This window comes from Aquimarina rubra (assembly GCF_042684305.1).
Lineage (GTDB): Bacteria > Bacteroidota > Bacteroidia > Flavobacteriales > Flavobacteriaceae > Aquimarina > Aquimarina rubra.
In genome coordinates this window covers 1-26,063 of sequence record NZ_JBHULE010000001.1, presented here as the reverse complement: position 1 = coordinate 26,063, position 26,063 = coordinate 1, and the positions used below count along the sequence as shown (strand labels likewise).

Here is a 26,063-nt window from a genome sequence, read left to right as displayed (position 1 = left end):
TGTTTAATTGTCAATTTTTCTATTTATTTCTGATTTTCATTATTTATTTTTTGCTCTTTTCTTTTTTAAGTTTGGAGCCGCTTTTATTTGTATACTAACATAAATCATTAACAACAAAACCAACCGTATGATGAAAATTACTTTCAATTATTACAAACCAAAGAGGAGTAGTATGACTAGCATATTACTAGCCTTATTATGTTTTGTGTCGTTTACAACACAGGCAGGAAACGAAATTAACTCTTTTGAGAGTGTAGATGAGACTTACACGAACATTCCAATCGGGTCAACTATAGCATTGATAGCTAACAATGGTAGATATGTATCTTCAGAGAATGGGAAAAAACCAATAATAGCTAATAGAACAAGAATAGGTTCTTGGGAGAAATTTATAGTAGTAGATGCAGGTAATGGAAAGATTGCTCTAAAAGGTAATAATGGAAAATACATATCTTCTGAAAACGGAAAAAAACCGATGCACTGTAATGTAAATCATTTGGGTACTTGGCAAAAGTTTAAAGTGATACAATTTGGAAACGGTAAAATTGCTTTAAAAGGACATAACGGAAAGTATGTTTCTTCAGAGAATGGAAAAAAACCGATGATATGCGATAGGAAAAAGGCTCGCTCCTGGGAAAAGTTCGAAGTAAAGGTTTTGAATTATAATAATTGCGAACTTAATGCTGGTAGAATCGAGAGTACACAAAGAAATTGTGGTGGATTCACACCTCAAGAATTTTTGGGAACTGCCGTAACAAGCGGAGATCATAGAAATGTGAAATACCAATGGCAGATTAAAGAAAATAGAGGAGGACAATGGCAAAATATTGCTGGAGCAAATGCTCAAAATTATCAGCCACCTTATAGAGAATCAGGATCCGTTTGGTATAGAAGAGCTGTTAAAATAGAGGGTTGTCACGATTACTATTTCTCAAATGTAGTAGACATTCATGTAATAGTACTTCCGCAAGCAGATGTTAGTGTAAAGAATGCTAATTGTGGAAAGCAAGACGGAGCAATCACCTTTACTTTTGGAGACACCAATAATAGATCTCATATAGAATTTTCAATGGATGGAGGAATCACCTATAAAACGGTTCCAGACGATTCTTCAATTTTCACATTTGAAGATGTAGCTTCGGGGAGCTATGATGTATGGGTGCGTTGGGGTAGTGACCAATGTCCAGTGGATCTTGGAGTAGTGACTATTGAAGACCAATCAATTACTGTCGATGCAGGAGAGGATGTAGAAATTTGCGAAGGAGAAGAGGTTACTTTAACAGCTTCGGTAGAAGGAAATCAAACTTGTAATGAATGTGTTGGCTATAGCATTTTGAACACAGACAACTGTAATCGTAATGAAAGTTATGTAATGTGGTTAACCGATGGAAATAACCCAAGATGGTTTTCTAACGTAGACCTTCAATGGCAGGAATTTGCAGATGGTACAGCAAAACTTTCGGGAACGGTTTATGATCATACTTTAGAACAAAAAACGTATGAAGTAGATGCGTTATTTACAGGAAAAACTGTAAACACTCCTGCAGATAGTCCAAAAGAGCATGTTTGTAATGATGAAGACAGTACTGGATGGACATATTACACAGGATTAATAGGCACAGTTAAAAGTACTGATGGTTCTTGGTCTGTTAATTTATCAAGAAGAGGACCAGCATTCCAAATGGGAAATGGAGCTAATCAAACTGAAACTGAAGCAGGTAAATTTGGTGCTTGTGGATGGTTTGATACTACAGATCAAAAATATAATGTAGGAGATTTTAATATTAATTTTGGAGACTGCATTGCAACAGATGAAGATGACTTAACATATTTATGGTCTACAGGAGAAACAACAGAAAGTATTACCGTTAATGAAGCAGGTTCTTATTCCGTAACTGTAAAAAATTGTAATGATTGTGAAGCAACTGATAGCGTAGAAGTTACCTATACCAAAGAGCTAGAAGATGGTGGTGAAATAGAAGAAACACAAGTAAATTGTGAAGCTTTTGATCCTGAAGAGTTTACAGGAAACGATCTCGAAGACGAAACCGGGTTGACAGTAGTATACCAATGGCAGGTAAAAAGAGAACAAGGACAATCTTGGGAAGACATCGATGGGGCTAACGAAATAAATTATACTGCTCCTCGTATAGAATCAGGTTCTTTATGGTATAGAAGAGGTGCAAAAAGCGAAGAATGTGGAGACTATGTGTATTCTAATAGTGTAGACCTGCATGTAAGAGTAGCTCCAGTTGCCGAAGTAATTCTTACCAATGCAGATTGTACAGATCCTACAGGAGATATTGAATTAACTTTTGAAGATGTAGAAGAACGCACACATATTGAGTTTTCTATTGATGGAGGCGTTACCTATACAGAAGTTCCTGACGATTCAGGTTCATTCAGTTTTAATGACTTAGAAGTTGGAGATTATAATTTATGGGTACGATGGGGTAATGAAGACTGTCCTGTTGACCTCGGAACTTTTACAATCGAAGAAGTTGAAGTGATTACTGTAGATGCAGGAGCGGATGAATTCATTTGTGAAGGTGAAGAAATTACACTAAGCGCGGCTGTTACAGGAGAAGGAGAGTGCGAAGATTGTGTAGAGTACGGCATCAAGGACACTGATTATTGTAGAGGTAGACACCATCAGTTTGTGGTGTATATTAATGATAAAGGTACGAGACTATGGATGAGAAATGTTGATTTGGTTTGGAAAGAGTATGCGGATGGAACCGCTACCTTAAAAGGAGAAGTTTTTGAATACAACTCTACGAATACAGCATTTATGGTAGATGCCACGTATTCTGGTTTTACAAGTGTACCGCCGGTAGGTAGTCCAAAAGCTAGTTCTTGTCAAACAGAAGATCCATCTGGTTGGGTGTATTATACTGAGTTAAGTGGTTCTGTAACCCAAATAAACGGATCGTTAAGCTATGATATTTCTAGAAGAGGTGAAGCATTCCAATTAGGAAACGGAGCAAACGTTTTTGAATACACGCCTGCTGTGTATGGAGGTTCCGGTTGGTTTAATTTAGAAGGAAATCCTACTTCTTTTGGAGATTTTAATATCAATCTTGGAGATTGTATTGCTACTGAGTCGAACGGGGTTGAGTACCTATGGTCTACAGGAGAAACTACATCTAGTATCACCGTATCTCCAACAGAAGATACAACATATTCTGTTACAGTTTCTAATTGTGCAGATTGTACAACAACCGATGAGGTAAATGTGTTTGTAAATGATGCAACTGTTAATTTAGGAGCTGATATAAATATGTGTGCAGAAGAAGCAGTAGAACTAAATGCCGGAATAGCAGATTCTTACTTATGGTCTACGGGAGAAACTACACAGTATATCACAGTAACACCAACTCAGGATACGACCTATTCGGTAGTTGTGAATCAAAATGGATGTGAGGCTTCAGACGAAATAATGGTGTCGGTTTCTAATATATCAGTTGATGCAGGAGATGATAAATCAATGGATCAGGGAGATGCTGAAGTATCTTTAACAGCCAATACAGTGGGAGATGTAGAATCGTACCTCTGGTCTACTGGAGCGACAACAGCTTCAATAACAGTGTCACCTGATGTAACCACAACCTATAAAGTTACTGTAACTAAGAATGGATGTATTGCAGAAGACAGTGTTACGGTAAATGTTTCATCAGATCCTTGTCTTAGCAGAGTGTTCGAAGCAACAGCATTTCCAATTCCTGTTAGTAGTTCGGGACTAATGAATGTAGATATTGCTGTGAACAGAGCTCAGCCTGTTACTTGCGAAATTTATACAATGGATGGGACATCAGTTGGACCAGCGGTTTCAGAAAGCTTAGATGAAGGATGTAATACTATCACTATTGATATGTCAGCTCAGGCTAATATTCAACCAATGACCAACTACTTATTAATGCTAAAAGGTGATTCGTCAGAGAATACAGAAACGATACAATTTTCGACTACAAATTAACTAAGTCGAAATAGAGGAAAATCGAAATAATAAAACCTGTAGAATTTTGTTCTACAGGTTTTTTTGTTCAGATATTTTCTGTTATGGTTAAAATCAATCTTGAGTCTAATATTGAATGATCCGCTAGTTTATCTGTTAATTGGGTAATGAAGGTATTGGTATTATTAATATTTCTTAAAAAACAATATCTTTTTCTTGGTTGGATATAACTTGTTTTTTAGGTAGTCATAACTAATATTACAAAGAACGATCAATTAGATACTTTTTAAGAAACTTAATTTACCAGTCTTGAAGGTTTATATAGAATGACCAAAAAATGCCTATAACGTGTATTTTAAATGAGCGTAAAAATAAAACGGCTGAAGTATTCAAAACTTCAGCCGTTTCTATAAGATGTTTACTAAAGTACTACTTAGCCTTTTTAATGATATATTTTGCCATTTCTTTAGCAAGCTTAGCGTAACTCTCAGCAATTCTAATTCCTGAGTTATAGTCTCCACCACCAAAAGTTGCTCCAGGCATGTTTTTATAAGCTACAGAACAAAGAATGTTGTCCGGATTTGCAGTTTCATAAACAGTAATAGTTGCATTTACTTTAGAAGGTTGCTTCATTACTCCTACATTGTAACCAGGGTAAATCCAAGTTGTTTTTACTACCATTGTGTGTTTAGCAGTTTCAAGACCTTTGTCGACTTTTACTTCTTGTTTCTTGAATCGCTTGTTGAATGATTCTATATATTTAGGCTCATATAAATTCTCGCGATCAGCAAACCAAGATTTTTTGAATTTCTCACCTCTACCTTCTCCTGGGTGTTTTTCTTCTCTTTTGTCCATTTTATCCTTTAGGAAATCTTCTTCCGTATCGAATTTGTGAACTTTTAAATTTTCGTAATCAAAAACAAGGTTGTATTCAGAAATTCCTTTTAGGTTTTTAATACTTCCTTCTAATTTCTTTTGACCAAAGGTGATTGAGGTCGCCATAAGAATGGCACATAATAATAGTTTTTTCATAATTAGGTTTTTTAATGGTTGCAAATATATTTAATTTTTAAAATTATGCTATATAGTGCAATAGAATTAATCACACCAATCGGGAAATATCAACTAATGTGCCAAGTTTTTATTAGAATACGCATTTTGAATTTTATGTTTGTATGTAAATTTAAGTTAATCTTACTTTGAATTAATAATTCGTATTGCTACATTAACATCATATTTCTTTTCTTAATTGGGATTTAACAAAGTAATATCATTTTTCGCAATAGTTGTTCTCTGTGTTTGCGCAACGGCACAGGAGTTACCGCCTATTCAAAATTATTCACCTCAGGATTACCACGCAGAAAACCAGAACTGGGCTATTTCTCAATCTTCTGAGAAATTAATTTATGTTGCAAATAATAAAGGATTGTTGGAGTTTGATGGTTCTACGTGGAAATTGTATGCAGCCCCCAATGAATCCATTATAAGATCAGTAAAAGTCGTTGGTGATCGAGTGTATACCGGATGTTATATGGAGTTTGGTTATTGGCAAAAAGATGCTTTAGGAGTCTTACAGTATACTTCCATATCCCAAAAAATAAATATCAAACTAATTGATGATGAAGAGTTTTGGAATATAATAGATATCGATGATTCCATTATTTTCCAATCTTTGAAGAGAATATACATTTATAACGTTAAAGATGGATCTATTAATACTATATATTCTGATAATACCATAACCAAAATATTCGAAGTTGGCGGAAGTATTTATTTTCAAATTATTAATAAAGGTCTATTCAAAATCGAATATGGTAAAGATGTTTTAGTTGTTGAAGATGAGGTTGTTAAAAATAGCGAGGTGGTTAATGTTTTTGGTACTGACAAGAACTTGACAATCTTAACAAGAGACAATGGTTTTTATCGGTTTAAAAATAAGAAGCTAACCAAATGGGATATAAGTACAGTAAATTTACTGTCAGGAATCAGCATTTACAATGCTATTCGACTAAAAGATAGTAGTTTTCTGTTAGGAACAATTTCTCGTGGTTTAATTTACCTAAGTAAAGAAGGTGATTTTTTGTATAAAGTAGATCAAAACAAAGGATTGTTAAACAATACTATTTTATCGCTATTTGAAGATGTAGATAATAATATATGGTTAGGTCTTGACAACGGAATAAGTTATATCAATCTAAATTCCCCTTTTAAGATATACAGCGATAATCTGGGGATTCTGGGAAGTGTTTATGCTTCTGCCACTACTAATGATAATTTATATCTAGGAACAAATCAAGGACTTTTCTATAAAAAAAGGCAAAGTAATGATGATTTTAAGTTTGTCAAAGGTACTCAAGGACAGGTTTGGGATCTACAAAATATTGATGGAACGCTATTTTGCGGACACAATGCGGGGACATTTATTATAGATAATAATCAAGTAAAAAAAGTATCTAATGTCCCTGGAACTTGGAAGATTAGCAAAATAAATGATAAGCCGGAGCTTTTGCTACAAGGAAACTATGATGGTCTTTATGTTTTAAAAAAAGTAAATAATAATTGGCAGCTCAGAAATAAGATCAGAGGTTTTAATAATTCATCTCGTTATTTTGAAGTTGTTAAAAATGAAATCTTTGTAAATCACGAATACAATGGTGTTTTTCGAATAAAGGTGGATACAGATTTCTTTGAAACACGAAATGTCACTATAGATACATCAATCAAAGGTTCTAATTCGGGACTGATAAGATATGATGATAATTTGTTGTATGCATTTAAGAAAGGAATTTTAAAATACGATAACGTTAAAAAAAAGTTTGTAAGGGATAGTCTTTTGAGCACGATATATTCGGATGAAGAATACGTGTCGGGTAAACTGATTGTGGATAAAAGGAACCAGAATTTATGGGTTTTCACAAACTCTAATATAAGTTTTGTTACCCAGGAGATGTTAACAAATTCACTAAAGATCAATAAAATTCCTATAACAAAGGAAGAACGGAAAAGTGTTGCCGGATATGAAAGTGTAATGAATTTTGAGAATAGAAACACCTATTTGTTGGGTACAAGTTCTGGGTATTTAACGGTGGATATAGATAATCTCAATGTCAAGAGTTTTAAGGTCCAAATAGGTAATATCACCAATGGAAGTACTAAGAGAAACAAAGAAGAAATAAAATTTATTGATAAGAATTTAGAAGGTGATTTCAAGAGTACAGAGAATAATTTGAAAATATCTTTTTACGCTCCCGAGTTTAATAAGTTCGTAAAACCAAAATATCAATTCCAGTTATTAGGAATCTATGATGATTGGAGTGAGTGGTCCGAGAATCCTACAGCCTTCTTTGAAAACCTCCCATTTGGCAGCTATACTTTTAATGTAAAATCCAAAATTGGAAACGAAGTTTCTGATAACACGGCAAGCTATTCTTTTAAGATTGGAAAACCCTGGTATATTACCAACATCATGCTGACAATTTATTTGTTGGCTACTATTTTATTTTCTGTTTTTATGCACATAATGTACAAGCGATATTATAAGAAAAAGCAACAGGAATTAATCGAAAAAAACAAAAGGAAACTTGAGCTGACTAAGGTTCGAAATGAGAAGGAGATTATTAGAATTAAAAATGAACAATTAAGAAAAGAATTTAAAGTTAAGAGTAAAGAACTGGCGGCTTCAACCATAGATGTGGCAAAAAAGAATGAACTACTTACACAAATTAAAAATCAACTTACTAAGATTTCGGATAAGGCCTCTGTTAAACAGGTAATTGGTGTTATCGACAAGAATCTCGATCATAATGACAATTGGGAAATGTTTAAAGAAGCATTTAATAATGTCGATAGAAAATTTTTGAAAAAGCTAAAAAAGACACATCCTGATTTATCTCCAAATGATTTAAAACTTTGTGCTTATTTACGTCTAAACTTGTCTTCAAAAGAAATAGCTCCATTATTCAATATCTCCGCTCGAAGTGTCGAGATCAAACGTTATCGACTTCGGAAAAAATTAAATCTACAACACGAAGAAAACCTGGTGAATTATATTTTAGAGCTATAATGCCTATACAAGAAGTTTAAATACCTCAACATTACCTATACAACACTATATCATAATCTTTTTTTAACGGTTGTTTAATGGTTTGCCAAAACCATTGTGCCACGGGCACTTAAGTAAGAATAGTTTAATAAAAACCTTATTTTTTTACAATGTATGTTTTTTGTTGAGGTATTTTTTGATGATTTCGCATTTATTTAAAATAAGTTTACTAAGTCAACAGACGAATAACAAAACACAATCAGTCACTTAATTTAATCTAAAATAATCATGCTAAGTAGTATTTGGGGCGAATACAGCAAAAGAAGCTTCTTCATATTTTTTACAGTCATTCTTAAAAACAACAAGTATAATGAGAACTAATTTTCTACAATTAATAATTCTCTTATTTACGATAGTTGGTTACTCACAAGCGGATCAGGTATCGATAATAAATAACGATCAAGGGATAAAATTAGTAGTCAACGGAAAAGATTTCGTGGTTAATGGGGTGAATTGGGATTATGTCCCGATCGGATCCACTATAACCGATGCCGGAATTTGGGCAAAGTCCGATGATATAATAAAATCAGCGATAGATGGTGAGATGTCCTTATTAAAAAATATGGGTGTTAATGCCATCCGCACATACAATCTAAAGCCCAAGTGGATTAAATACATCTACGAAAATTACGGTATTTATACCATGCTTAACATTACGTTTGGTGCTTATGGACTTACTATAAATGGAGCTTGGGTACCACAAACGGATTATGCTGATCAAGATACGAAAGAAGTCTTAATGAAGGAAGCCAGAGATATGGCAAATACCTATAAAGGGACTCCCGGATTATTAATGTATATGCTGGGTAATGAAAATAACTATCACTTATTTTGGTCTGGTGCCGAAACAGAAGATATACCTATTGCAGATAAAGGAGATACAGGCAGACTAGCTGCTCGATTTTTGTATCGTGCATTTAATGAAGCCACCAAAGAGGTTAAAAAAATAGATGCTAATATTCCGGTAGCTATTTGTAATGGAGATTTAGGTTTTTTAGACATAGTAAAAGAAGAATGTACAGATATAGATATCTATGGAACCAATATGTATCGTGGAATTTCTTTTGGAGATGCATTTCAAAAAGTTAAAGACGAACTAAACTTACCTATTCTTTTCTCAGAGTTTGGTGCAGATGCGTTCAACGCAAGAGATAACCAAGAAGATCAATACTCTCAGGCATATTATAACTTAGGAAATTGGAAAGAAATTTACGAAAACGCCGCCGGACTAGGAAAAGCGGGAAACTCCATTGGAGGTTTCACCTTTCAGTTTAGTGATGGTTGGTGGAAGTATAAGCAAACAGAAAATTTAGACGTCCACGATAATGCCGCTTCTTGGTCTAATGGAGGTTATAACCGTGATCAGGCAAAAGAAGGTGATAATAATATGAACGAAGAGTGGTTTGGTATTTGTGCCAAAGGGCCAACTAATGAAAGAGGGCTTTATGAATTATATCCACGTGCTGCCTACTATGCTTTAAAAGAAGCTCATCGACTTAATCCATATGAAAAAGGAATGACCCTCAATTTTATCAATAATTATTTTAGCAACATTCAAATCATGGAAGGAATGTTGAAAGCAAGAGGAGATAAAGCTGCTTTAAAAGCCGAGCGTGGAGGGAAAATAAGATTAAGCCAACTAAGAGCAGAATTTACTACGTTCAATACTGGAGGTAAATTAATTACAACCCCCGAAAATGAAGATCCCAATGCAAATGATTTTCCTAATCAACAAGGTTTCGACCATATGCAATCTTATTATATAGGCGTAGAAGGAAGACCTTCTCCAAGTATGCGAGCCAACGTTAATTTTAATATTCTTGGCAATGTTGCCGGGAATCCTATCAATGAATTATTTTACGAAAGTGTAGGTAGGCCAGTTGTAGTACAAGGTGTAGAAGGAGTAGAAGGAGGAAATGATTTAGGTGTAGAAATATCTGACTTTAATAGGTTAAGGGTGTATAACGCAGAATATGAATGGAATACTAAAATTGTTGATATAAAAGGATTCTATAGAACTGGGCACTACCATTGGGGCTATGAAGGTGATTTTTTCGGATTGTATCCAGAAGCTAATTATGGCCCAAACCTAGATATCTATAATGGTGAAATTTTAGGTATGGAACTAAATGGTAAGGGCAGTCTAAATGGTTTAAAAGCTGCATTCGGACCGCAATTGTGGTGGGGAGCTAACCCTACAGCGCTACTGAAGTATCGTACCAAGATAAAAAAGTTCGATATCACCGGTATTTACCATAGAGATTTTGAGACCGATATACAGTCGGATGAAAGTGGGCGTCGCGTTCTGGATGCAAATCAGGTACGAAGCGGTGTAATTCCACCCTGGCCAACCGAGAGAGCTACCCTTGTTGTAGAGAGAGACTTAGGAGCATTTGGGGTCACACTCGGAGGGATATGGGCAGGTAGTCCGTTAAATGATATTACCTATCAAGATATTAGAGGAGAAGCAGGAAACTATGTCGTATATCAAGACAAGGTAAATAGTAAAGATAACTGGGGTGCTAAAGCAAAAATAACATATTCTAAAGGAAAGTTTAATTGGTATGCTCAAGGTGCCACTACCGGGTTGGTAGCAAATGGAGGAGCAGATCAAACACAATCCTTCGCGGGTTGGAGGCTTAGAGACAATGGGAGTGGAAACCAAAATAGTTTTCTAACAGGTTTTACATATTCTGTTGGGAATTGGCAAATAGCCCCAAACTTTCTATGGCAAGAACCACTAGTAGATGCTATACCAAATGAGGCTGGTGGAACCGCAAGATTAAGAAATATACTTGTAGATCCTTTTGTGGTAAGAGCAAATAGAAAAACAACAGCTGGTGAAATATTGTTTACCTATGATCCTACTCCTGGATCATGGTTTTATCAATGGGATAACGATAGATCAGAAGATGCTAAACTGGCTTTTAATTTTGGATTTACGTATTGGCATCTTCCCACAACAATGGATGCACATATTGGATTCCTAGCGGATCGTACCATATTCGCGTTCCCCAATTCTGCACCCGCTAGAGATTTATGGGAAGCTCGTTCACGTATCGTATCTAAAATAAATCCAGATTTAGGGCTAATCGCAAACTTATTTGTAGGGAATGGTCAGGCAAATGGTAGTGATGCCAGAGAAATTGATAGAATGGGAGGTGATATTCGGGTGATCTATAGAAAATGGATGTTTCAACATACTTTCCAAATAGATGATTGGGGACCATATGATTATCACCGAGATTTCAACCTGACATATCCGGTACAATTAATGCTAGATGTGTCCACGTCTATTGGCAAGCCAGATTGGTTTATCCTACCAAGTACTAGAATAGGGATAAGAGGAACTTGGCGTTCATTAAATGAGTTTTCTCCTCGTTATTCTCCTACTGCGGTACCACCAAATACATTTCCGCCAGAACCGACATTAAGTCCAGTCGGATTTGACAACGGTACGGAATGGGAAATAAGAACATATGTACACATTAACATCGGAAAATAATACAATGAAAATGAAGAATAGAAAACATATCAACTTGAAAACCATATTCTCTTTAACATTGGTTTTAGGACTACTGTTTAGCTGTGAAAGAGATCTTTCAGACGAAGCAGTTTTTGCTACATTTCCCAATACTGCCGATATTTTTACGGATAGTCCAGTAAGTCTTACAGACGAATTTTTTATATCCTTTGATCCGGCATTTGGAGCTAATCCAGAGGCCTTTGGAACAGATGATGATGTAGCCTTTGCAGGGAACTCTTCAATTAGAATTGATGTACCAGCGGCAAACGATCCAAACGGAAGTTTTGTTGGAGGTATATTTTTAGATAGAGGAGAAGGAAGAGATTTAACAGGTTATACCGCATTATCTTTTTGGGCCAAGGGTTCGATTACAGCTAATATTGGACTAGTTGGTTTTGGAACTGACTTTGATGAAAATAAATTTGCTGTTGAAAGATCAAATATACAGCTATCTACAGATTGGCGAAAATACATTGTACCGATTCCAGATCCATCAAAATTAGTACAAGAAAAAGGGATGTTCATTTTCTCCGCAGGAGGGTTAGATGTAGTTGATTCAGTGCCTAACGGAAACGAAATTGGCTTTACCTTTTGGATTGATGAATTAAAGTTTGAAAATCTAGGCACGATAGCCCAGCTAAGGCCATCTATATTTGCTGGAGAAGATTTAACAGAACAAGGTTTTGTAGGTTCGACTAGATCAATCACTGATTTAGAAGCAACTTTTAATGCTCCTACCGGCGAAGATATTACTGTCGGGGCTGCACCGAGATATTTTGATTTTTCGTCCTCAGATACCGATGTAGCATTTGTTGATGAATTGGGATTAATTCAAATCGTTGGCGAGGGTACAACTACTATTACAGGGCAACTTAACGGTGTCTTAGCCAAAGGATCTTTGAATTTAGAAGTCCTTGGTACTTTTGTTGGTGCAGACACACCTCCTATAAGGGATCCCGCGGATGTCATATCGATATTTAGTGATGCATATAACAGTGTTACTAACTTAAATCTTGCTGTATTTAATAATGACGACATACAGATCCAAACGCAAAATTTTAATGGTGACCAAATTGTTACGTATGAGAATCTAATCTTTGTTGGACTAGGCTGGGATGGAACAAATGATGTATCCGCCATGACACATCTGCACGTAGATGTGCAACTAGTTAGTTCTACAAGTCCAGCACTCACCGTTGAGCTTATTGATTTTGGAGCGAATAACTCTGAGGGTGGTGGAGATGATACAGGTGGAGGGTTTGTCGTAGCGAGTTCAGAACTAACAGAAGGTGCTTGGGTTGGTGTTGACATACCAATTAACGCTTTCACTCAAGCTACAGGAGGAGGGTTTTCTGGTTCTCCAAATCTAAATAATATAGCGAGAGTTGTTTTGGTTTCTAATGGCAGTTCTTTTATAGTTGATAATATATATTTCTACAGAGAATAAAAAAAAATAAAAATGAATAAGAATTTAAATAAGATAATTGGATTTCTTTTTATTTCCTGCCTTTTAATAATGGGCTGCGAAACTGACGAAACTCAAACGGTAGCAAGATTCAATAATTTAGTAGCTGAAGATAATTTTGATGAGGATGGCCAAATCAACACCTCTTTTTGGAATTTTGACATTGGCGATGGCTCAGAACAAGGCATCCCTGGGTGGGGTAATAATGAGTTACAATATTATACAGACAGAACTGAAAACGTTACTGTAGAAAACGGCTTTCTATTGATTACCGCTAGAAAAGAAGATTTTAACGGTTCTCAATATACCTCTGCCAGATTACAAACCAAAGGAAAAATTCAACAACGTTACGGACGTTTTGAAGCCCGTATACGCTTACCTTTCGGCCAAGGAATGTGGCCTGCATTTTGGCTGTTGGGAGATGATAGCGATGGTAGCGTTTGGCCCCAGATAGGCGAAATAGATATTATGGAGAATACCGGAGATGCGCCAACAGAAATATTTGGTACTGTACACGGACCTGGATTTTCCGGTGGAAATTCCATATCAAAAACGTATAACTTCAATAATTCCAGAGTGGATACCGCCTTTCATATATATGGGATAGAATGGGGACCAGATTACATAAACTATTATGTAGATAATGTATTATATCACCAAATAACTCCTGAAGACGTAGATGAAGAAACTAATGGAGCCGGTGAATGGGTTTTTAACGATAGATCCTTCTATATTATTCTAAATCTGGCTGTTGGTGGCCAATTACCGGGACCACCAAATGAAGACACAGTATTTCCGCAAACTATGGTCGTTGACTATGTACGAGTATACGAACCTTTTTAATTCAAACTAAAATTAATCAATACGAAATCATGAAACGAGCCATTAAAAGAATTTTGATACACCTTGAAATGATTACTTGGCAGGTTACATGTAACTTCTAAAACAATAATATCTATGAAACAGTTTATCACAAGAACAAAGATAATGTGGCTTTTAATCGTAGCTGTTGCTTTTTTTGGATGTGAGGACGATGATGATGCTACTTTACCAACAGTTGTCGCAAGTTTTGCTCAAACCATAAATGCAGACACCGGTATAGTATCTTTTATCAACCTTTCCGAAAATGCTGATAGTTACATTTGGGATTTTGGAGATGGCACAACGTCTACCGAAATTAATCCTACTAAAATATATCCAACAGGTAACTATACTGTAAAACTAACAGCAAAAAACGTAGCAGGAGCAGAAGGTACCTTTGAAGATGAGATCTTTATAAATATCCCTCTTCCTGTAACATTCCCTGTTAATTTTGACGATACTAATGTAGACTATGATGTTACCACATTTAATGGTGTTGCTTTCGAAATTGTAGAAAATCCAGATCCATCAGGAGCAAATCCAAGTACATCCAATGTAGGGCAAATTACCAACAGTGGAGTTCCTTTTGAAGGCTTCTTCTTTGGTTTAGGAGATGCAATAGATTTAACTGAACTAAAATCCATAAAAGTTCTTTTCTGGTCAAATACTCCAATAAATATTTTATTGAAACTAGAAGAAGGGACAGGAGCAGATGTAGAAACTACAGCAAGTCATGGCGGAACAGGTTGGGAAGAAATATTCTTTACATTCGATTCGTCTAGTGCATTTTCAAGATTCACGATGTTTGTTGATGGTCCGGGTACGACCGCAGGAACATTTTATATAGATGATATTTCACAGATCGATACTGCAGATATTCCTTGTCAAGATACCTTATTAGAAATTCCTATTGATTTTGACTGTGATGGTATTGATTACGCAACTAAAATTGTTGGTAACGTATCATTTACTGTGGTAGATAATCCAGAATTATCAGGTATAAATAGTGAACCAACGATGGTTGGTAGAATTACAAATGTAGGAGCCAATTTTGAAAACGCGTTCTTTAATTTGGATACAGCTATTGATTTTTCTACAGATAAAGGGGTAAGAATGAAGTTGTTTTCGAATCAAGCGCTTCCAGTATTATTAAAATTCGAGGATGGTACCGAAGCACCTGTTGAGAATGCACAAAACCATGGAGGTACTGGTTGGGAAGAATTAACATTTATACTCAATTCTCCTGCTTCGTATAATGATATGGTAATTTTTGTGGATGGCCCAGGTACCGCCGCAGGAACTTTTTATGTAGATGATATAGAACAAGTTTCAGTGGTTATTCCAGAACCATTTGATGATGGTTTATTAACCAATGGAGATTTTGAAAATGGTGCTGAACCTTGGACTATTGGTGTGGGCACAGACCCAGCTCCCGTAGTGTCTGACGGAAGTAATAGTTTTTACTCTGTGAATGTGGAGGCTGCAGGAAATTCATTTGATGTTAACGTAAGTCAAAAGTTGGAAATTATTGAAAATGAAACATATGTATTGACCTTTGATGCCTGGTCTGATAGGGCGAGATCAATCGTTGCAGGGATTGGATTGAGCGGAGGAAGTTTTGCGAATAATTCTCAACCTGTTAATATTACTACAGATCGACAGACATATACATTAACACTCACTGCTTCTGGTTTTGGAGCTGCTGATGCACGTGTTTTATTTGATTCAGGAGCAGAAATAGGTTTAGTAAATATTGATAATGTATCCCTTTTCTTGGATGATGGTGGTTCTGGTGGTTGTACGGGAGGTCCAACAACAGATGTGGCTGCTTTTCCTGTAGATTTTGAAAGTTGTGAAGGGTTTAATGTATCTTTTGGATCTAATCAATCAAGAGAAATTGTTGATAATCCAGTATCTGGAGGAATTAACGTTTCTGATAAAGTGTATCAATTTACAAAGCTAACGGGTGCAGACGGTTTTGGTGGTTTTCAAAACATTTTCGATGCTGGTTCCTTTACAAACAATGCCACCATTACCTTCAAGATTTATTCGACATTACCAAACCAGGAAATTCGTCTAGAGATTGTGGCCATTCCTAATGATGGATCCATTGGTAATCCTGCGCCATATACCCAAACGCTTACGACAGCAAATGACTGGGTAGAAATGTCTTTTGACTTATCCGTTAATGGATTCCCTAATGCATCAGACGAGTCAGTATACACCATGTTAGTGGTAAAACCAGGTAATATAGACCCTGGTTCTACACCGGCAGACGTTACTTTTTATGTAGATGATTTTAATATTACAGCAAATTAATATTTAATAGTCTTCTAAGTCTATCAAATAAAAGGTCGAGAAGTAGAGTTCTCGACCTTTTAAAAAAACATCTCTAAAAATTTTCATTCAATAATGAAAGATAATTTGGTTATTATGCAGGAAAGAATAAGAGACAAAGAGGTAAAACTCCAACACGTTACTATTAATGATGAGGGATTTTATATGATCTCTAATAGTGATGCAATGCGTCCCTTTTTTATGAGTATCGTTAGTGATTCTAATCATTGGATGTTTATATCTAGTAATGGAGGATTATCTGCGGGAAGGAAAGATTCGAGTAATGCTATTTTTCCATATTACACCGATGATAAGATTACAGAATCGTATGACATTACAGGTAGTAAATCCGTTTTTAGAATAAAAAAAGAAGATAAGTTGTTGATATGGGAACCTTTTTCTGAACGTTTTTCTGGAACCTATCAATATTCCAGAAATATTTATAAGAATGCCTATGGAAATAAAATCTTATTCGAAGAAATAAATCACGATGCAGGTTTGACCTACAGGTATATGTGGTGTTCTAGTGATGAGTACGGTTTCGTTAGAAAAAGTACATTAACAAATAACTCCAATGAACCTATAAATGTGGAAATTTTGGACGGTTTACAGAATATCCTTCCTTATGGAGTTAATACGGATTTACAAGCAATAAGAAGCAACTTGGTGGATGCTTATAAAAGAAGTGAACTTGTAGAAGCAAGTAAACTTGGTATTTATGCGCTTAGTGCTATTATTGTGGACCGCGCAGAACCAAGTGAGGCTTTGAAAGCAAATATAGTATGGTCTACCGGTCTTGAAAATCCGAAGCATCTCCTATCGTCCTTACAGTTGAATAATTATAGAAATGGATATCATATAGATGAAGAAATTGATGTAAAAGCCGAAAAAGGGGCATATTTTGTCAATTGCAAAATCACTTTATCGGCAGGAGAAAGTAAAGACTGGATGATAGTTGCTGATGTCAATCAGGGACCTTCTCAAGTAAGTGAAATTTCTGAAATGATCAAAACTGAAAATGATTTAATTCAGAAGGTTAATGATGATATAGAATTAGGAACACAACGTTTGATTAATTTGGTGTCAGCGTCAGATGGACTTCAGTTAACAGCAGATAAAAAGAGAAATAGCAGACACTATTCAAATACTCTGTTCAATATAATGCGCGGTGGTATTTTTGATGCTAATTATGTTATAGAAAAAGAGGACTTTACGGACTATTTTGCATCAGCAAATAAAGAAGTATATAGTAATAATAAAGGGTTGTTAGAGGATTTTCCGGAGACTTTTACACTTTTCGATCTTAGAGAAATAGCACATCAAAATGAGGATATGGACTTCAGGAGGCTCGCTTTAGAGTATATGCCTCTTAAGTTTAGTAGACGTCACGGGGATCCTAGCCGTCCCTGGAATAGATTTTCAATAAATACAAGGGACGAGATAGATGGTTCTAAAATATTGGATTATGAAGGTAACTGGAGAGATATTTTTCAAAATTGGGAAGCGCTTGCACATTCGTATCCTGAGTTTGTAGAAAGTATGATTCACAAATTCCTGAACGCCAGTACGTTTGATGGGTACAATCCATATAGAATCACAAAAGGCGGTATAGATTGGGAAGTTATCGAGGAGCACGATCCTTGGTCTTACATTGGTTATTGGGGTGATCATCAAATAATTTACCTATTAAAATTTTTAGAATTTTTTCAAGATCATTACCCAAACAGGCTTCAGAATTTCCTCAAAGAGGATATGTTTGTGTATGCCAATATTCCCTATAAAATTAAGACTTATGAAGATATCTTAAAGAATCCAAAAGATACAATAGAGTTTGATCATGATCTTGATAAAAAAGTGCAGGCAAAACGTGCCAAAATTGGAGCGGACGGAGTGTTGTTACGAGATGAAAATGATAGTATTCATAAGGTAAATTTCATAGAAAAAATAGTAACAACGACCTTGGCTAAGTTGTCTAATTTTATACCCGAAGCAGGTATTTGGTTAAATACACAGCGCCCAGAATGGAATGATGCTAATAATGCCTTAGTAGGTAATGGAGTTTCTATGGTGACACTTTATTACTTGAGGCGTTTCTTACAGTTCTTTAAAACTATTTTTGAAAATACAGTAAATACGGACATAGAAGTTTCTGAAGAACTTTTAGAGTTTTATAATAGCGTACACAATACTTTCCAAAACTATCAAGGAGTTTTATCTCGTAATTTATCGAATAAAGAGAGAAAGCAAATTCTTGATGACTTAGGTGGAGCCGGAAGCGATTATCGAACTAAAGTTTATAGCGAAGCTTTGTCTGGTAAAAAGGGAACTCTTACCCTACAAGACTTAAAAGCTTTTATAAATTTAACATTAGAATATCTAAATCATTCGATAAAGGCTAATAAGAGGGATGATAATATGTACCACGCATATAATCTAATGACTGTGGATAATGAAAACGAAATTTCCATTACCTATTTAGATGAAATGTTGGAAGGCCAAGTAGCTGTATTAAGTTCAGGATATCTATCAGCAAAGGATAACTTGAATTTATTAGATGCTATGAAAAACAGTGCATTGTTTAGAGCAGATCAATATAGCTACTTACTGTATCCAAATAAAGAGTTACCAAAATTTACAGAAAAAAATATTATTCCTAAAGAGTTTGTGGAAAACTCAGCATTGCTAACGCAATTAATTGCGGATAATAATACACAAATTATTGAAAAAGATGTAAACGGAAATTATCATTTCAACGGAAGTTTCAATAACGCAGAGAGTGTAAAACAAGAATTAGAAAATTTATCGACTAAAGGGTATTTTAGTTTAGTTCAAAAATATAGAGGTTTAGTATTAGAGACTTTTGAAAAAGTATTTAATCATAAAGCGTTTACCGGACGTTCCGGAACCTTTTATGGCTATGAAGGGTTAGGTTCTATTTATTGGCATATGGTTTCAAAATTATTACTGGCAGTAGAAGAATGTTGTTTAAAAGCTATAAATGATCAAGAATCTGGTGAAGTAGTAGGAAGATTACTAGAACATTATTATGAAATTAATGAAGGCATAGGAGTTCACAAATCTCCAGAGCTATATGGAGCTTTTCCGACGGACCCTTACTCACATACACCAACTGGCAAAGGAGCACAGCAACCGGGTATGACAGGGCAAGTAAAAGAAGATATTCTAAGCCGTATAGGAGAGTTGGGTGTTACCGTTAAAAATGGTGAATTGCAGTTCTACCCCTGTCTCTTAAGAATAGGAGAGTTTTTAAAAAATCCAAAGATGTTTGAATACGTAGACATATATCAAAATAAAAAACAACTGCAATTATATAGACACGAATTGGCTTTTACCTATTGTCAAGTACCTGTTGTATACACATTATCAGGAGAGAATAGTCTAGAAGTAACTTACAGTGATAGTTCGATAACTTCATATACAGGCTTAAATCTAAATACATCTATTAGTCAAAAAATATTTAAAAGAACAGGTGAAATAGAAAGCATAAAAGTAAACATCGAGAAAACTATTTTAAAGTAAAAATAAATGACACGAAGACATTACATAGTACTTACATTATTTTTTGCGGTGCTTATCCTGTCTTGTAATCAAGAACAAAAAACTAAAAAATCTATGCGTCCCCAAAAAAGCATAACAGCAAAAGACATTTTAGGCAACTCTAATTATCAGGCAATATCCTATGGCGGTTATCGTAAAACATCGAGAGAGTTTCAGCCTACAATTGCTCAATTAAAAGAAGACATGAAAATCCTGAAGGCCATGAATATTAAAGTCTTAAGGACGTATAATGTGCAATTGGCGCAGGCTTCTAATGTATTAAAGGCAATTCGTCAATTAAAAGCAGAAGATGAAACTTTTGAGATGTATGTAATGCTTGGTGCCTGGATTGATTGCAAGAATGCCTGGACTGATAAAGAACCAGATCATAACGTAGAAAGTGAACAAAATGAAAGTGAAATCAATAGAGCTGTAGCGCTGGCTAATCAATACCCGGATATTGTAAAAGTAATCGCGGTAGGTAATGAAGCCATGATAAGATGGGCAACCAGTTATTATGTGCAGCCAAACGTAATACTGAAGTGGGTTGATTATTTACAGAATTTAAAGAAGGAAGGTAAACTCTCAGAAGATTTATGGATCACTTCTTCAGATGATTTTGCTTCTTGGGGAGGAGGCGAAGAAAGTTATCAGGTTAAAGATTTAGAAGATTTAATTAAAGCGGTGGATTATGTATCAATGCATACGTATCCATATCATAATACACATTATAACCCTGATTTTTGGGGGATAGATGATGATGAAGAACACCTCTCTTCAGAAGAAAAATTGGAAGCTGCGATGCAAAGAGCATTAAAATTTGCACAAAAACAATATAAAGCAGTTTCAGCTTATGTTGAAAGTTTAGGATTAAAAAAGCCAATTCATATAGGAGAAACAGGTTGGGCTACTATCTCTAACGGACACTATGGACCAAATGGTTCTAAGGCTACAGATGAGTTTAAAGAGGCGTTGTATTACAAATACATCAGGGAGTGGACCAATAAAGAAGGTATCTCGTGTTTTTATTTTGAGGCCTTTGATGAACCTTGGAAAGATGCTCACAATCAGAAAGGCTCAGAAAATCATTTTGGATTATTCACTGTTGATGGTAAAGCAAAATATGCACTATGGGATATGGTAGATAGAGGAGTTTTTGAAGGATTAACCAGAGGAGGGAACCCAATTATCAAAACCTATAATGGAAATAAAAACGAGATGATGAAAGATGTAGAACTACCAGCAGTCAAAGAACTAATGACTACTAGTTTTTAAAAAGATGAGAAAAAAGGTTTACATAATACTACTAATTGTTTTAACGATGAATGCGTGCATTAACGAACAAAATCTGGAAGTAGAGGTTTATGAAACTTCTGCAAACGGTAACAAGTTGACGAAAGTTACAGAGTTTTCAACTACAGAAACAAGAGCAAGTATTAAGTTAAATCCAGACAAAACCTATCAAACCATTACAGGTTTCGGAGGAGCTTTTACAGAGTCATCAGCCTATCTACTTAATAAATTGGGTAAAGAAAATCGAGATAAAATTATAAAAGCATACTTCGGAAGAGAAGGCGCTAATTATTCGCTTACAAGAACACATATGAATTCTTGTGATTTTTCATTAAGCCAATATTCATATACTCCTAATGAGGATAAAGAGTTAAAAGATTTCTCGGTAAAGGAAGATATGGATGATTTAATCCCAATGATTAAAGAGGCAATGGTAGCTTCAGAAGATGGTTTTAAAATTTTTGCATCTCCTTGGACAGCACCACCTTGGATGAAGGATAACAAAGGTTGGGTTGGCGGAAAGTTGTTGCCCGAACACTACGATACTTGGGCATTGTTCTTTTCTAAGTATGTTGATGCTTATAAAGAACAAGGAATCAATATTTGGGGCTTTACAGTAGAAAACGAACCTCATGGCAATGGTGATAACTGGGAGAGTATGCATTTTGCGCCAGAAGAAATGACAAATTTTGTGCAAAATCATTTGGGGCCAAAATTAGAAAAAGATGGTAAAGGAGATAAAATCATACTAGGATATGATCAAAATAGAGAAGGTTTAAAAGAATGGGTAGATGTGATGTACAAAGATGAAGCATCCTCTAAATATTATAATGGTACTGCTGTACATTGGTATGAGAGCACCTTTGATTATTTTCCGGAAGCATTACAATATGCTCATAAAAAAGCACCGGATAAATACTTGATTCAAACCGAAGCTTGTGTGGATGCAGAAGTTCCTAAATGGAAGGATGATGCCTGGTATTGGTCTAAAGAAGCAACTGATTGGGGTTGGGATTGGGCTCCAGAAGACCAGAAACATTTGCATCCCAAATATGTGCCTGTTTATCGCTATGCTAGAGATATCATTGGTTGTTTAAATAATTGGGTAGATGGATGGGTTGATTGGAACATGGTGCTGGATAAACAAGGAGGACCAAACTGGTTTAAAAACTGGTGTGTAGCACCAGTAATTGTGGACCCGGATAATGATGAGGTATACTTTACACCTTTATACTATACTATGGCACATTTCAGTAAATATATTCGTCCGGATGCGAAAGTAATTGATGTTAAGGTCACAGACGATGAAGTTATGATTACCGCGGCAAAAAACCCAGATGGTTCCATTGCGGTGGTTGTATTCAATCCTACGGAAAAATTAAAACAATTTTCATTGGCTCTAGGTGAAAAATCAAAAGATATTTCTATTAATGAACAGGCTATTCAAACAATAGTCATTGTCAACTAAAAATTAAAACTATGTCGAATATCAAAACTGCCGTGAAAGATAAAGTCCCCGTAGGTCAAAAAGCCGCCTTTGGTACTGGTCATTTTATATTAAATATTTTACCGGGAACGCTACAAGTTTTTATCCAATTCTTTTTATTAACAGCCTGGGGAGTTGATCCTTTATGGGCAGGGCTTTTAGGTGGCTTGCCAAGAATATTTGATTCGATAACAGACCCAATAATGGGTTTTATTTCGGACAATACCAAATCTAGATGGGGACGTAGAAGACCTTATATTTTTGTTGGAGCCATTATAAGTGGTATTCTTTTCTTTTTAATGTGGCAAATTGATGATAATGCAACCCAATCCTATATTATTTGGCATGTGATGATAGTTCAATTACTATTCCTTATAGGTAATACCATGTTTGCTACTCCATTAGTTGGGTTAGGTTATGAAATGACATCTGATTATAATGAAAGAACACGTTTGATGGCATTTTCTAATACCATGGGACAAATAGCCTGGATGATTGTGCCGTGGCTGTATGTTATTATTCCAGACACAAATACATTTAATACTCAGGCAGAAGGAGTACGTACTATGGCACTCATTGTAGGTTTCATGTGTGCAGTTTTTGGAATTTTACCTGCATTATTTTGTAAAGGTATTGATTCTTCACATATGGAAAATCGAAAAGAGATTAATTTCAAAACGCTTACTGCTAACTTGAAAGACTTATTTGCAGGAATTGTTCAGGTTTCTAAAAACAAACCTTTTATGAAATTATGTGGAGCTACGTTTTTGGTTTTTAACGGGTTTCAATTGGTTGCGGCATTTGGCGTTTTCATCATTGTATTTTATATGTATAATGGTAGTTATGAGTTAGCGGGTACTTGGCCGGCATGGTTCAACACGATTAATGCAATGATTACCGCATTTATTGTCATACCAATTATTTCAAAAATGGCTAATAAATGGGGGAAGAAAAAAGCTTTTATAATTTCTACAGTTTTATCAATAGTAGGATATCTTTTAAAATGGTGGGGTTTTGATAAAGAACTTAATAATCAATTCAATCAAACGGGATTAGGTAAATCATTAAATGAAGGAATAGGTTCGATTTTCGAATCTTTAAATCCTATACTGGATAAGATCGGCATGTCTTGGTTTAGCATAGATCCGGGAAGCGAAGTTCCTTGGCTTATATTTATGCCAATTCCATTGTTTGCTTTCGGAATGGGTGGATTGTTTACATTAATGATGTCTATGACGGCAGATGTATGCGATTTAGATGAATTAGAAAATGGAATGCCACGTAAAGAAGGAACATTTGGGGCTATTTATTGGTTGATGGTTAAAATAGGTCAATCTATTGCGCTGGTTTTAGGTGGAGTAATTTTGAGTATTGTAGGATTTGACCCTAATGTTAGTGAACAATCCTTAGAAACCATGAATGGGCTTAGAATAGCGGACATATTAGTCCCTTCAGTAACTGCAGCATTAGCTGTCTGGGTAATGTGGAAATATAGTCTTAACGAAAAGAAAGCTAGAGAAATAAAAGCCACGTTGGTAGAACGAAGAGGAGAACTTTAATACTATTAATTAATCATATCTATCTTATGTCAGTTAGAAAAGAAAAGTTTTTAACGTTAGCTAGTTTAGACTATACTGGTAAAACTGTAGGCGATTTAAAGGAGATGTACAAGAAAGTCTTAGAAAGTGGTATGCATGGATTGTGTTTTAGCCCATATGAAGAAGGACAAAAACCAGGAGATCAACTGTCAGAGGAACAAATAAGACGCAGGATAGAAATCATTGCGCCATATACTAAATGGGTCCGTTCGTTTTCTACTACAGAAGGTAATGAGTTAATACCTAAGATAGCGAAAGAATATGGCATAAAAACGATGGTCGGAGCATGGCTTGGGGATGATGATGAGATAAACCAAAAAGAGGTGGCTAATCTTATTGAGTTATGCGAAAAAGGTTATGTTGATATTGCTGCAGTAGGCAATGAGGTGATGTATAGAGGTGATTTAACTGAACAACAATTGTTGGATTTCATTAACCACGCCAAATCAAAAATAAAAAATGTCCCTGTGGGGTATGTAGATGCGTATTATGAGTTTGTGGATCACCCTCGAATTAGTGACGCTTGTGATATTATATTAGCGAATTGTTACCCTTTTTGGGAAGGTTGTGATATGGATTATTCATTGTTATATATGAAAGATATGTACCAAAGAGCACTCCGCGCAGGTAAAGGAAAAAAAGTGATCATTTCTGAAACAGGATGGCCAAGTGAAGGTACAAACCTTGAAGGTGCATTCCCATCATACGAAAATGCTATGAAGTATTTTATCAATACCCAAAAATGGTCTGCAGAGGACGATATTGAGATATTCTTTTTCTCGTCTTTTGATGAGTCCTGGAAAGTGGGTGCAGAAGGAGATGTGGGTGCTTATTGGGGCATTTGGGATAAAAATGAACAGCTAAAATACTAACTGAATATTATAGTAAACAGTTGAAAGCTTTATTTTAAACTATGCTATAATGAAAAGAAAGCGTTCAAAGAATATTTTCTGGATCCATTTCTTTTTTTTGATTTCCATTTCTCGTTGATACGCTTCGGATTTAGTTTGGTATTCTTCGGTGTATATAATTTTCCAAGGCATTCCGGGTTTTGTAGATTTGCTTCTTCCTTGATTATGCCTTTTAAGTCTATCTTCTAAATTGGCCGTATGACCTATGTAATATTTATTTAAGGATTCACTAAAGAGTATGTAAACAATAAACACTTATAAGTTATTTAACAAAAAACCCCGCAACTTGCGGGGTTCTTGTGATCGCGACAGGATTCGAACCTGTGACCGTCCCGATTGGAAATCGGGATGCTCTATCCGGCCGAGTTTATCAGTCGTTCTATATAAATTTTAGACTTTTGTCTTTTGATTTCCATTTCTCGCTGATAGGCTTTCGATTTAGTTTCATAGGTCTCGGTATAAACTATTTTCCACGGAATGCCCGATTTAGTAGATTTGCTTCTTCCTTGATTATGCCTTTTAAGTCTATCTTCTAAATTGGCCGTATGACCTATGTAATATTTATTTAAGGATTCACTAAAGAGTATGTAAACAATAAACACTTATAAGTTATTTAACAAAAAACCCCGCAACTTTCGGGGTTCTTGTGATCGCGACAGGATTCGAACCTGTGACCGTCCCGATTGGAAATCGGGATGCTCTATCCGGCTGAGTTTATCAGTCGTTCTATATAAATTTTAGACTTTTGTGTTTTGATTTCCATTTCTCGTTGATACGCTTCGGATTTAGTTTGGTATTCTTCGGTGTACATAATTTTCCAAGGCATTCCGGGTTTTGTAGATTTACTTCTTCCTTGATTATGCCTTTTAAGTCTATCTTCTAAATTGGCCGTATGACCTATGTAATATTTATTTAAGGATTCACTAAAGAGTATGTAAACAATAAACACTTATAAGTTATTTAACAAAAAA

The 26,063-nt window shown here is 35.4% G+C and carries 15 protein-coding genes and 2 tRNA genes; 11 read left to right on the top strand and 6 right to left on the bottom strand.

Annotated elements, in window-relative coordinates:
- Nucleotides 1-127 precede the first annotated feature (127 nt).
- Complete coding sequence (locus tag ACFSR1_RS00085) at nt 128-3,976, top strand: hypothetical protein (RefSeq protein WP_378288405.1); 3,849 nt, start codon at nt 128-130, stop codon at nt 3,974-3,976.
- A 408-nt stretch (nt 3,977-4,384) separates the two neighbouring features.
- On the opposite strand, the gene ACFSR1_RS00080 is transcribed toward ACFSR1_RS00085, so the two are convergent.
- Complete coding sequence (locus tag ACFSR1_RS00080) at nt 4,385-4,987, bottom strand: hypothetical protein (RefSeq protein ID WP_378288403.1); 603 nt, start codon at nt 4,985-4,987, stop codon at nt 4,385-4,387.
- 217 nt (nt 4,988-5,204) lie between these two features.
- On the opposite strand from ACFSR1_RS00080, the gene ACFSR1_RS00075 reads away from it, so the two are divergent.
- From ACFSR1_RS00075 to ACFSR1_RS00030, 10 genes are all read left to right on the top strand, one after another.
- Entirely contained in the window at nt 5,205-8,018 is a 2,814-nt protein-coding gene (locus ACFSR1_RS00075) for a helix-turn-helix and ligand-binding sensor domain-containing protein (RefSeq protein WP_378288401.1), read from the top strand.
- Nucleotides 8,019-8,367: 349 nt separating this feature from the next.
- Entirely contained in the window at nt 8,368-11,562 is a 3,195-nt protein-coding gene (locus tag ACFSR1_RS00070; RefSeq protein WP_378288399.1) for a glycoside hydrolase family 2 TIM barrel-domain containing protein, read from the top strand.
- A 10-nt stretch (nt 11,563-11,572) separates the two neighbouring features.
- Entirely contained in the window at nt 11,573-13,030 is a 1,458-nt protein-coding gene (locus ACFSR1_RS00065) for a glycosyl hydrolase family 16 (RefSeq protein ID WP_378288397.1), read from the top strand.
- Nucleotides 13,031-13,042: 12 nt separating this feature from the next.
- Nucleotides 13,043-13,891: a glycoside hydrolase family 16 protein gene (locus ACFSR1_RS00060; RefSeq protein ID WP_378288395.1), complete on the top strand. Its 849-nt coding sequence runs from the start codon at nt 13,043-13,045 to the stop codon at nt 13,889-13,891.
- A 114-nt stretch (nt 13,892-14,005) separates the two neighbouring features.
- A complete protein-coding gene (locus ACFSR1_RS00055) occupies nt 14,006-16,228 on the top strand; it encodes a carbohydrate binding domain-containing protein (protein ID WP_378288393.1) in 2,223 nt (740 codons plus the stop codon).
- A gap of 93 nt (nt 16,229-16,321) precedes the next feature.
- Nucleotides 16,322-19,786, top strand: a complete 3,465-nt coding sequence (locus tag ACFSR1_RS00050) for a hypothetical protein (RefSeq protein ID WP_378288391.1) — start codon at nt 16,322-16,324, stop codon at nt 19,784-19,786.
- Nucleotides 19,787-19,792: 6 nt separating this feature from the next.
- Nucleotides 19,793-21,079, top strand: a complete 1,287-nt coding sequence (locus tag ACFSR1_RS00045; protein WP_378288389.1) for a glycosyl hydrolase family 17 protein — start codon at nt 19,793-19,795, stop codon at nt 21,077-21,079.
- Between the two features lie 46 nt (nt 21,080-21,125).
- The gene (locus ACFSR1_RS00040; protein WP_378288622.1) at nt 21,126-22,565 is read left to right on the top strand and encodes a glycoside hydrolase family 30 protein; all 1,440 of its coding nucleotides are present in this window, start codon (nt 21,126-21,128) and stop codon (nt 22,563-22,565) included.
- A gap of 11 nt (nt 22,566-22,576) precedes the next feature.
- On the top strand, nt 22,577-24,142 hold the full coding sequence (locus tag ACFSR1_RS00035) for an MFS transporter (RefSeq protein ID WP_378288387.1): 1,566 nt from the start codon (nt 22,577-22,579) through the stop codon (nt 24,140-24,142).
- Nucleotides 24,143-24,168: 26 nt separating this feature from the next.
- Nucleotides 24,169-25,053, top strand: coding sequence for a glycoside hydrolase family 17 protein (locus tag ACFSR1_RS00030; protein ID WP_378288385.1), 885 nt, complete (start codon nt 24,169-24,171; stop codon nt 25,051-25,053).
- 39 nt (nt 25,054-25,092) lie between these two features.
- On the opposite strand, the gene ACFSR1_RS00025 is transcribed toward ACFSR1_RS00030, so the two are convergent.
- From ACFSR1_RS00025 to ACFSR1_RS00005, 5 genes are all read right to left on the bottom strand, one after another.
- Nucleotides 25,093-25,347 (bottom strand): GIY-YIG nuclease family protein, encoded by a 255-nt coding sequence (locus ACFSR1_RS00025; RefSeq protein ID WP_378288383.1) that lies wholly within the window; start codon nt 25,345-25,347, stop codon nt 25,093-25,095.
- Nucleotides 25,348-25,392: 45 nt separating this feature from the next.
- A tRNA-Gly gene (locus tag ACFSR1_RS00020) sits at nt 25,393-25,464 on the bottom strand.
- The gene (locus tag ACFSR1_RS00015) at nt 25,446-25,694 is read right to left on the bottom strand and encodes a GIY-YIG nuclease family protein (protein WP_378288381.1); all 249 of its coding nucleotides are present in this window, start codon (nt 25,692-25,694) and stop codon (nt 25,446-25,448) included. Before ACFSR1_RS00015 ends, ACFSR1_RS00020 begins: the two co-directional genes overlap by 19 nt.
- 45 nt (nt 25,695-25,739) lie before the next feature.
- Nucleotides 25,740-25,811: transfer RNA gene (locus ACFSR1_RS00010), tRNA-Gly, on the bottom strand.
- The gene (locus ACFSR1_RS00005) at nt 25,793-26,041 is read right to left on the bottom strand and encodes a GIY-YIG nuclease family protein (protein ID WP_378288379.1); all 249 of its coding nucleotides are present in this window, start codon (nt 26,039-26,041) and stop codon (nt 25,793-25,795) included. The genes ACFSR1_RS00010 and ACFSR1_RS00005 overlap by 19 nt, the downstream gene beginning before the upstream one ends.
- Nucleotides 26,042-26,063: the final 22 nt, after the last annotated feature.

What these genes read in the sequence shown, in the direction of transcription:
- ACFSR1_RS00085 (WP_378288405.1), top strand. Translation starts at nt 128, where the DNA reads ATGATGAAAATTACTTTCAATTATTACAAACCAAAGAGGAGTAGTATG.
- ACFSR1_RS00080 (WP_378288403.1), bottom strand. Translation starts at nt 4,987, where the DNA reads ATGAAAAAACTATTATTATGTGCCATTCTTATGGCGACCTCAATCACC.
- ACFSR1_RS00070 (WP_378288399.1), top strand. Translation starts at nt 8,368, where the DNA reads ATGAGAACTAATTTTCTACAATTAATAATTCTCTTATTTACGATAGTT.
- ACFSR1_RS00065 (WP_378288397.1), top strand. Translation starts at nt 11,573, where the DNA reads ATGAAGAATAGAAAACATATCAACTTGAAAACCATATTCTCTTTAACA.
- ACFSR1_RS00060 (WP_378288395.1), top strand. Translation starts at nt 13,043, where the DNA reads ATGAATAAGAATTTAAATAAGATAATTGGATTTCTTTTTATTTCCTGC.
- ACFSR1_RS00055 (WP_378288393.1), top strand. Translation starts at nt 14,006, where the DNA reads ATGAAACAGTTTATCACAAGAACAAAGATAATGTGGCTTTTAATCGTA.
- ACFSR1_RS00050 (WP_378288391.1), top strand. Translation starts at nt 16,322, where the DNA reads ATGAAAGATAATTTGGTTATTATGCAGGAAAGAATAAGAGACAAAGAG.
- ACFSR1_RS00045 (WP_378288389.1), top strand. Translation starts at nt 19,793, where the DNA reads ATGACACGAAGACATTACATAGTACTTACATTATTTTTTGCGGTGCTT.
- ACFSR1_RS00040 (WP_378288622.1), top strand. Translation starts at nt 21,126, where the DNA reads ATGAATGCGTGCATTAACGAACAAAATCTGGAAGTAGAGGTTTATGAA.
- ACFSR1_RS00035 (WP_378288387.1), top strand. Translation starts at nt 22,577, where the DNA reads ATGTCGAATATCAAAACTGCCGTGAAAGATAAAGTCCCCGTAGGTCAA.
- ACFSR1_RS00030 (WP_378288385.1), top strand. Translation starts at nt 24,169, where the DNA reads ATGTCAGTTAGAAAAGAAAAGTTTTTAACGTTAGCTAGTTTAGACTAT.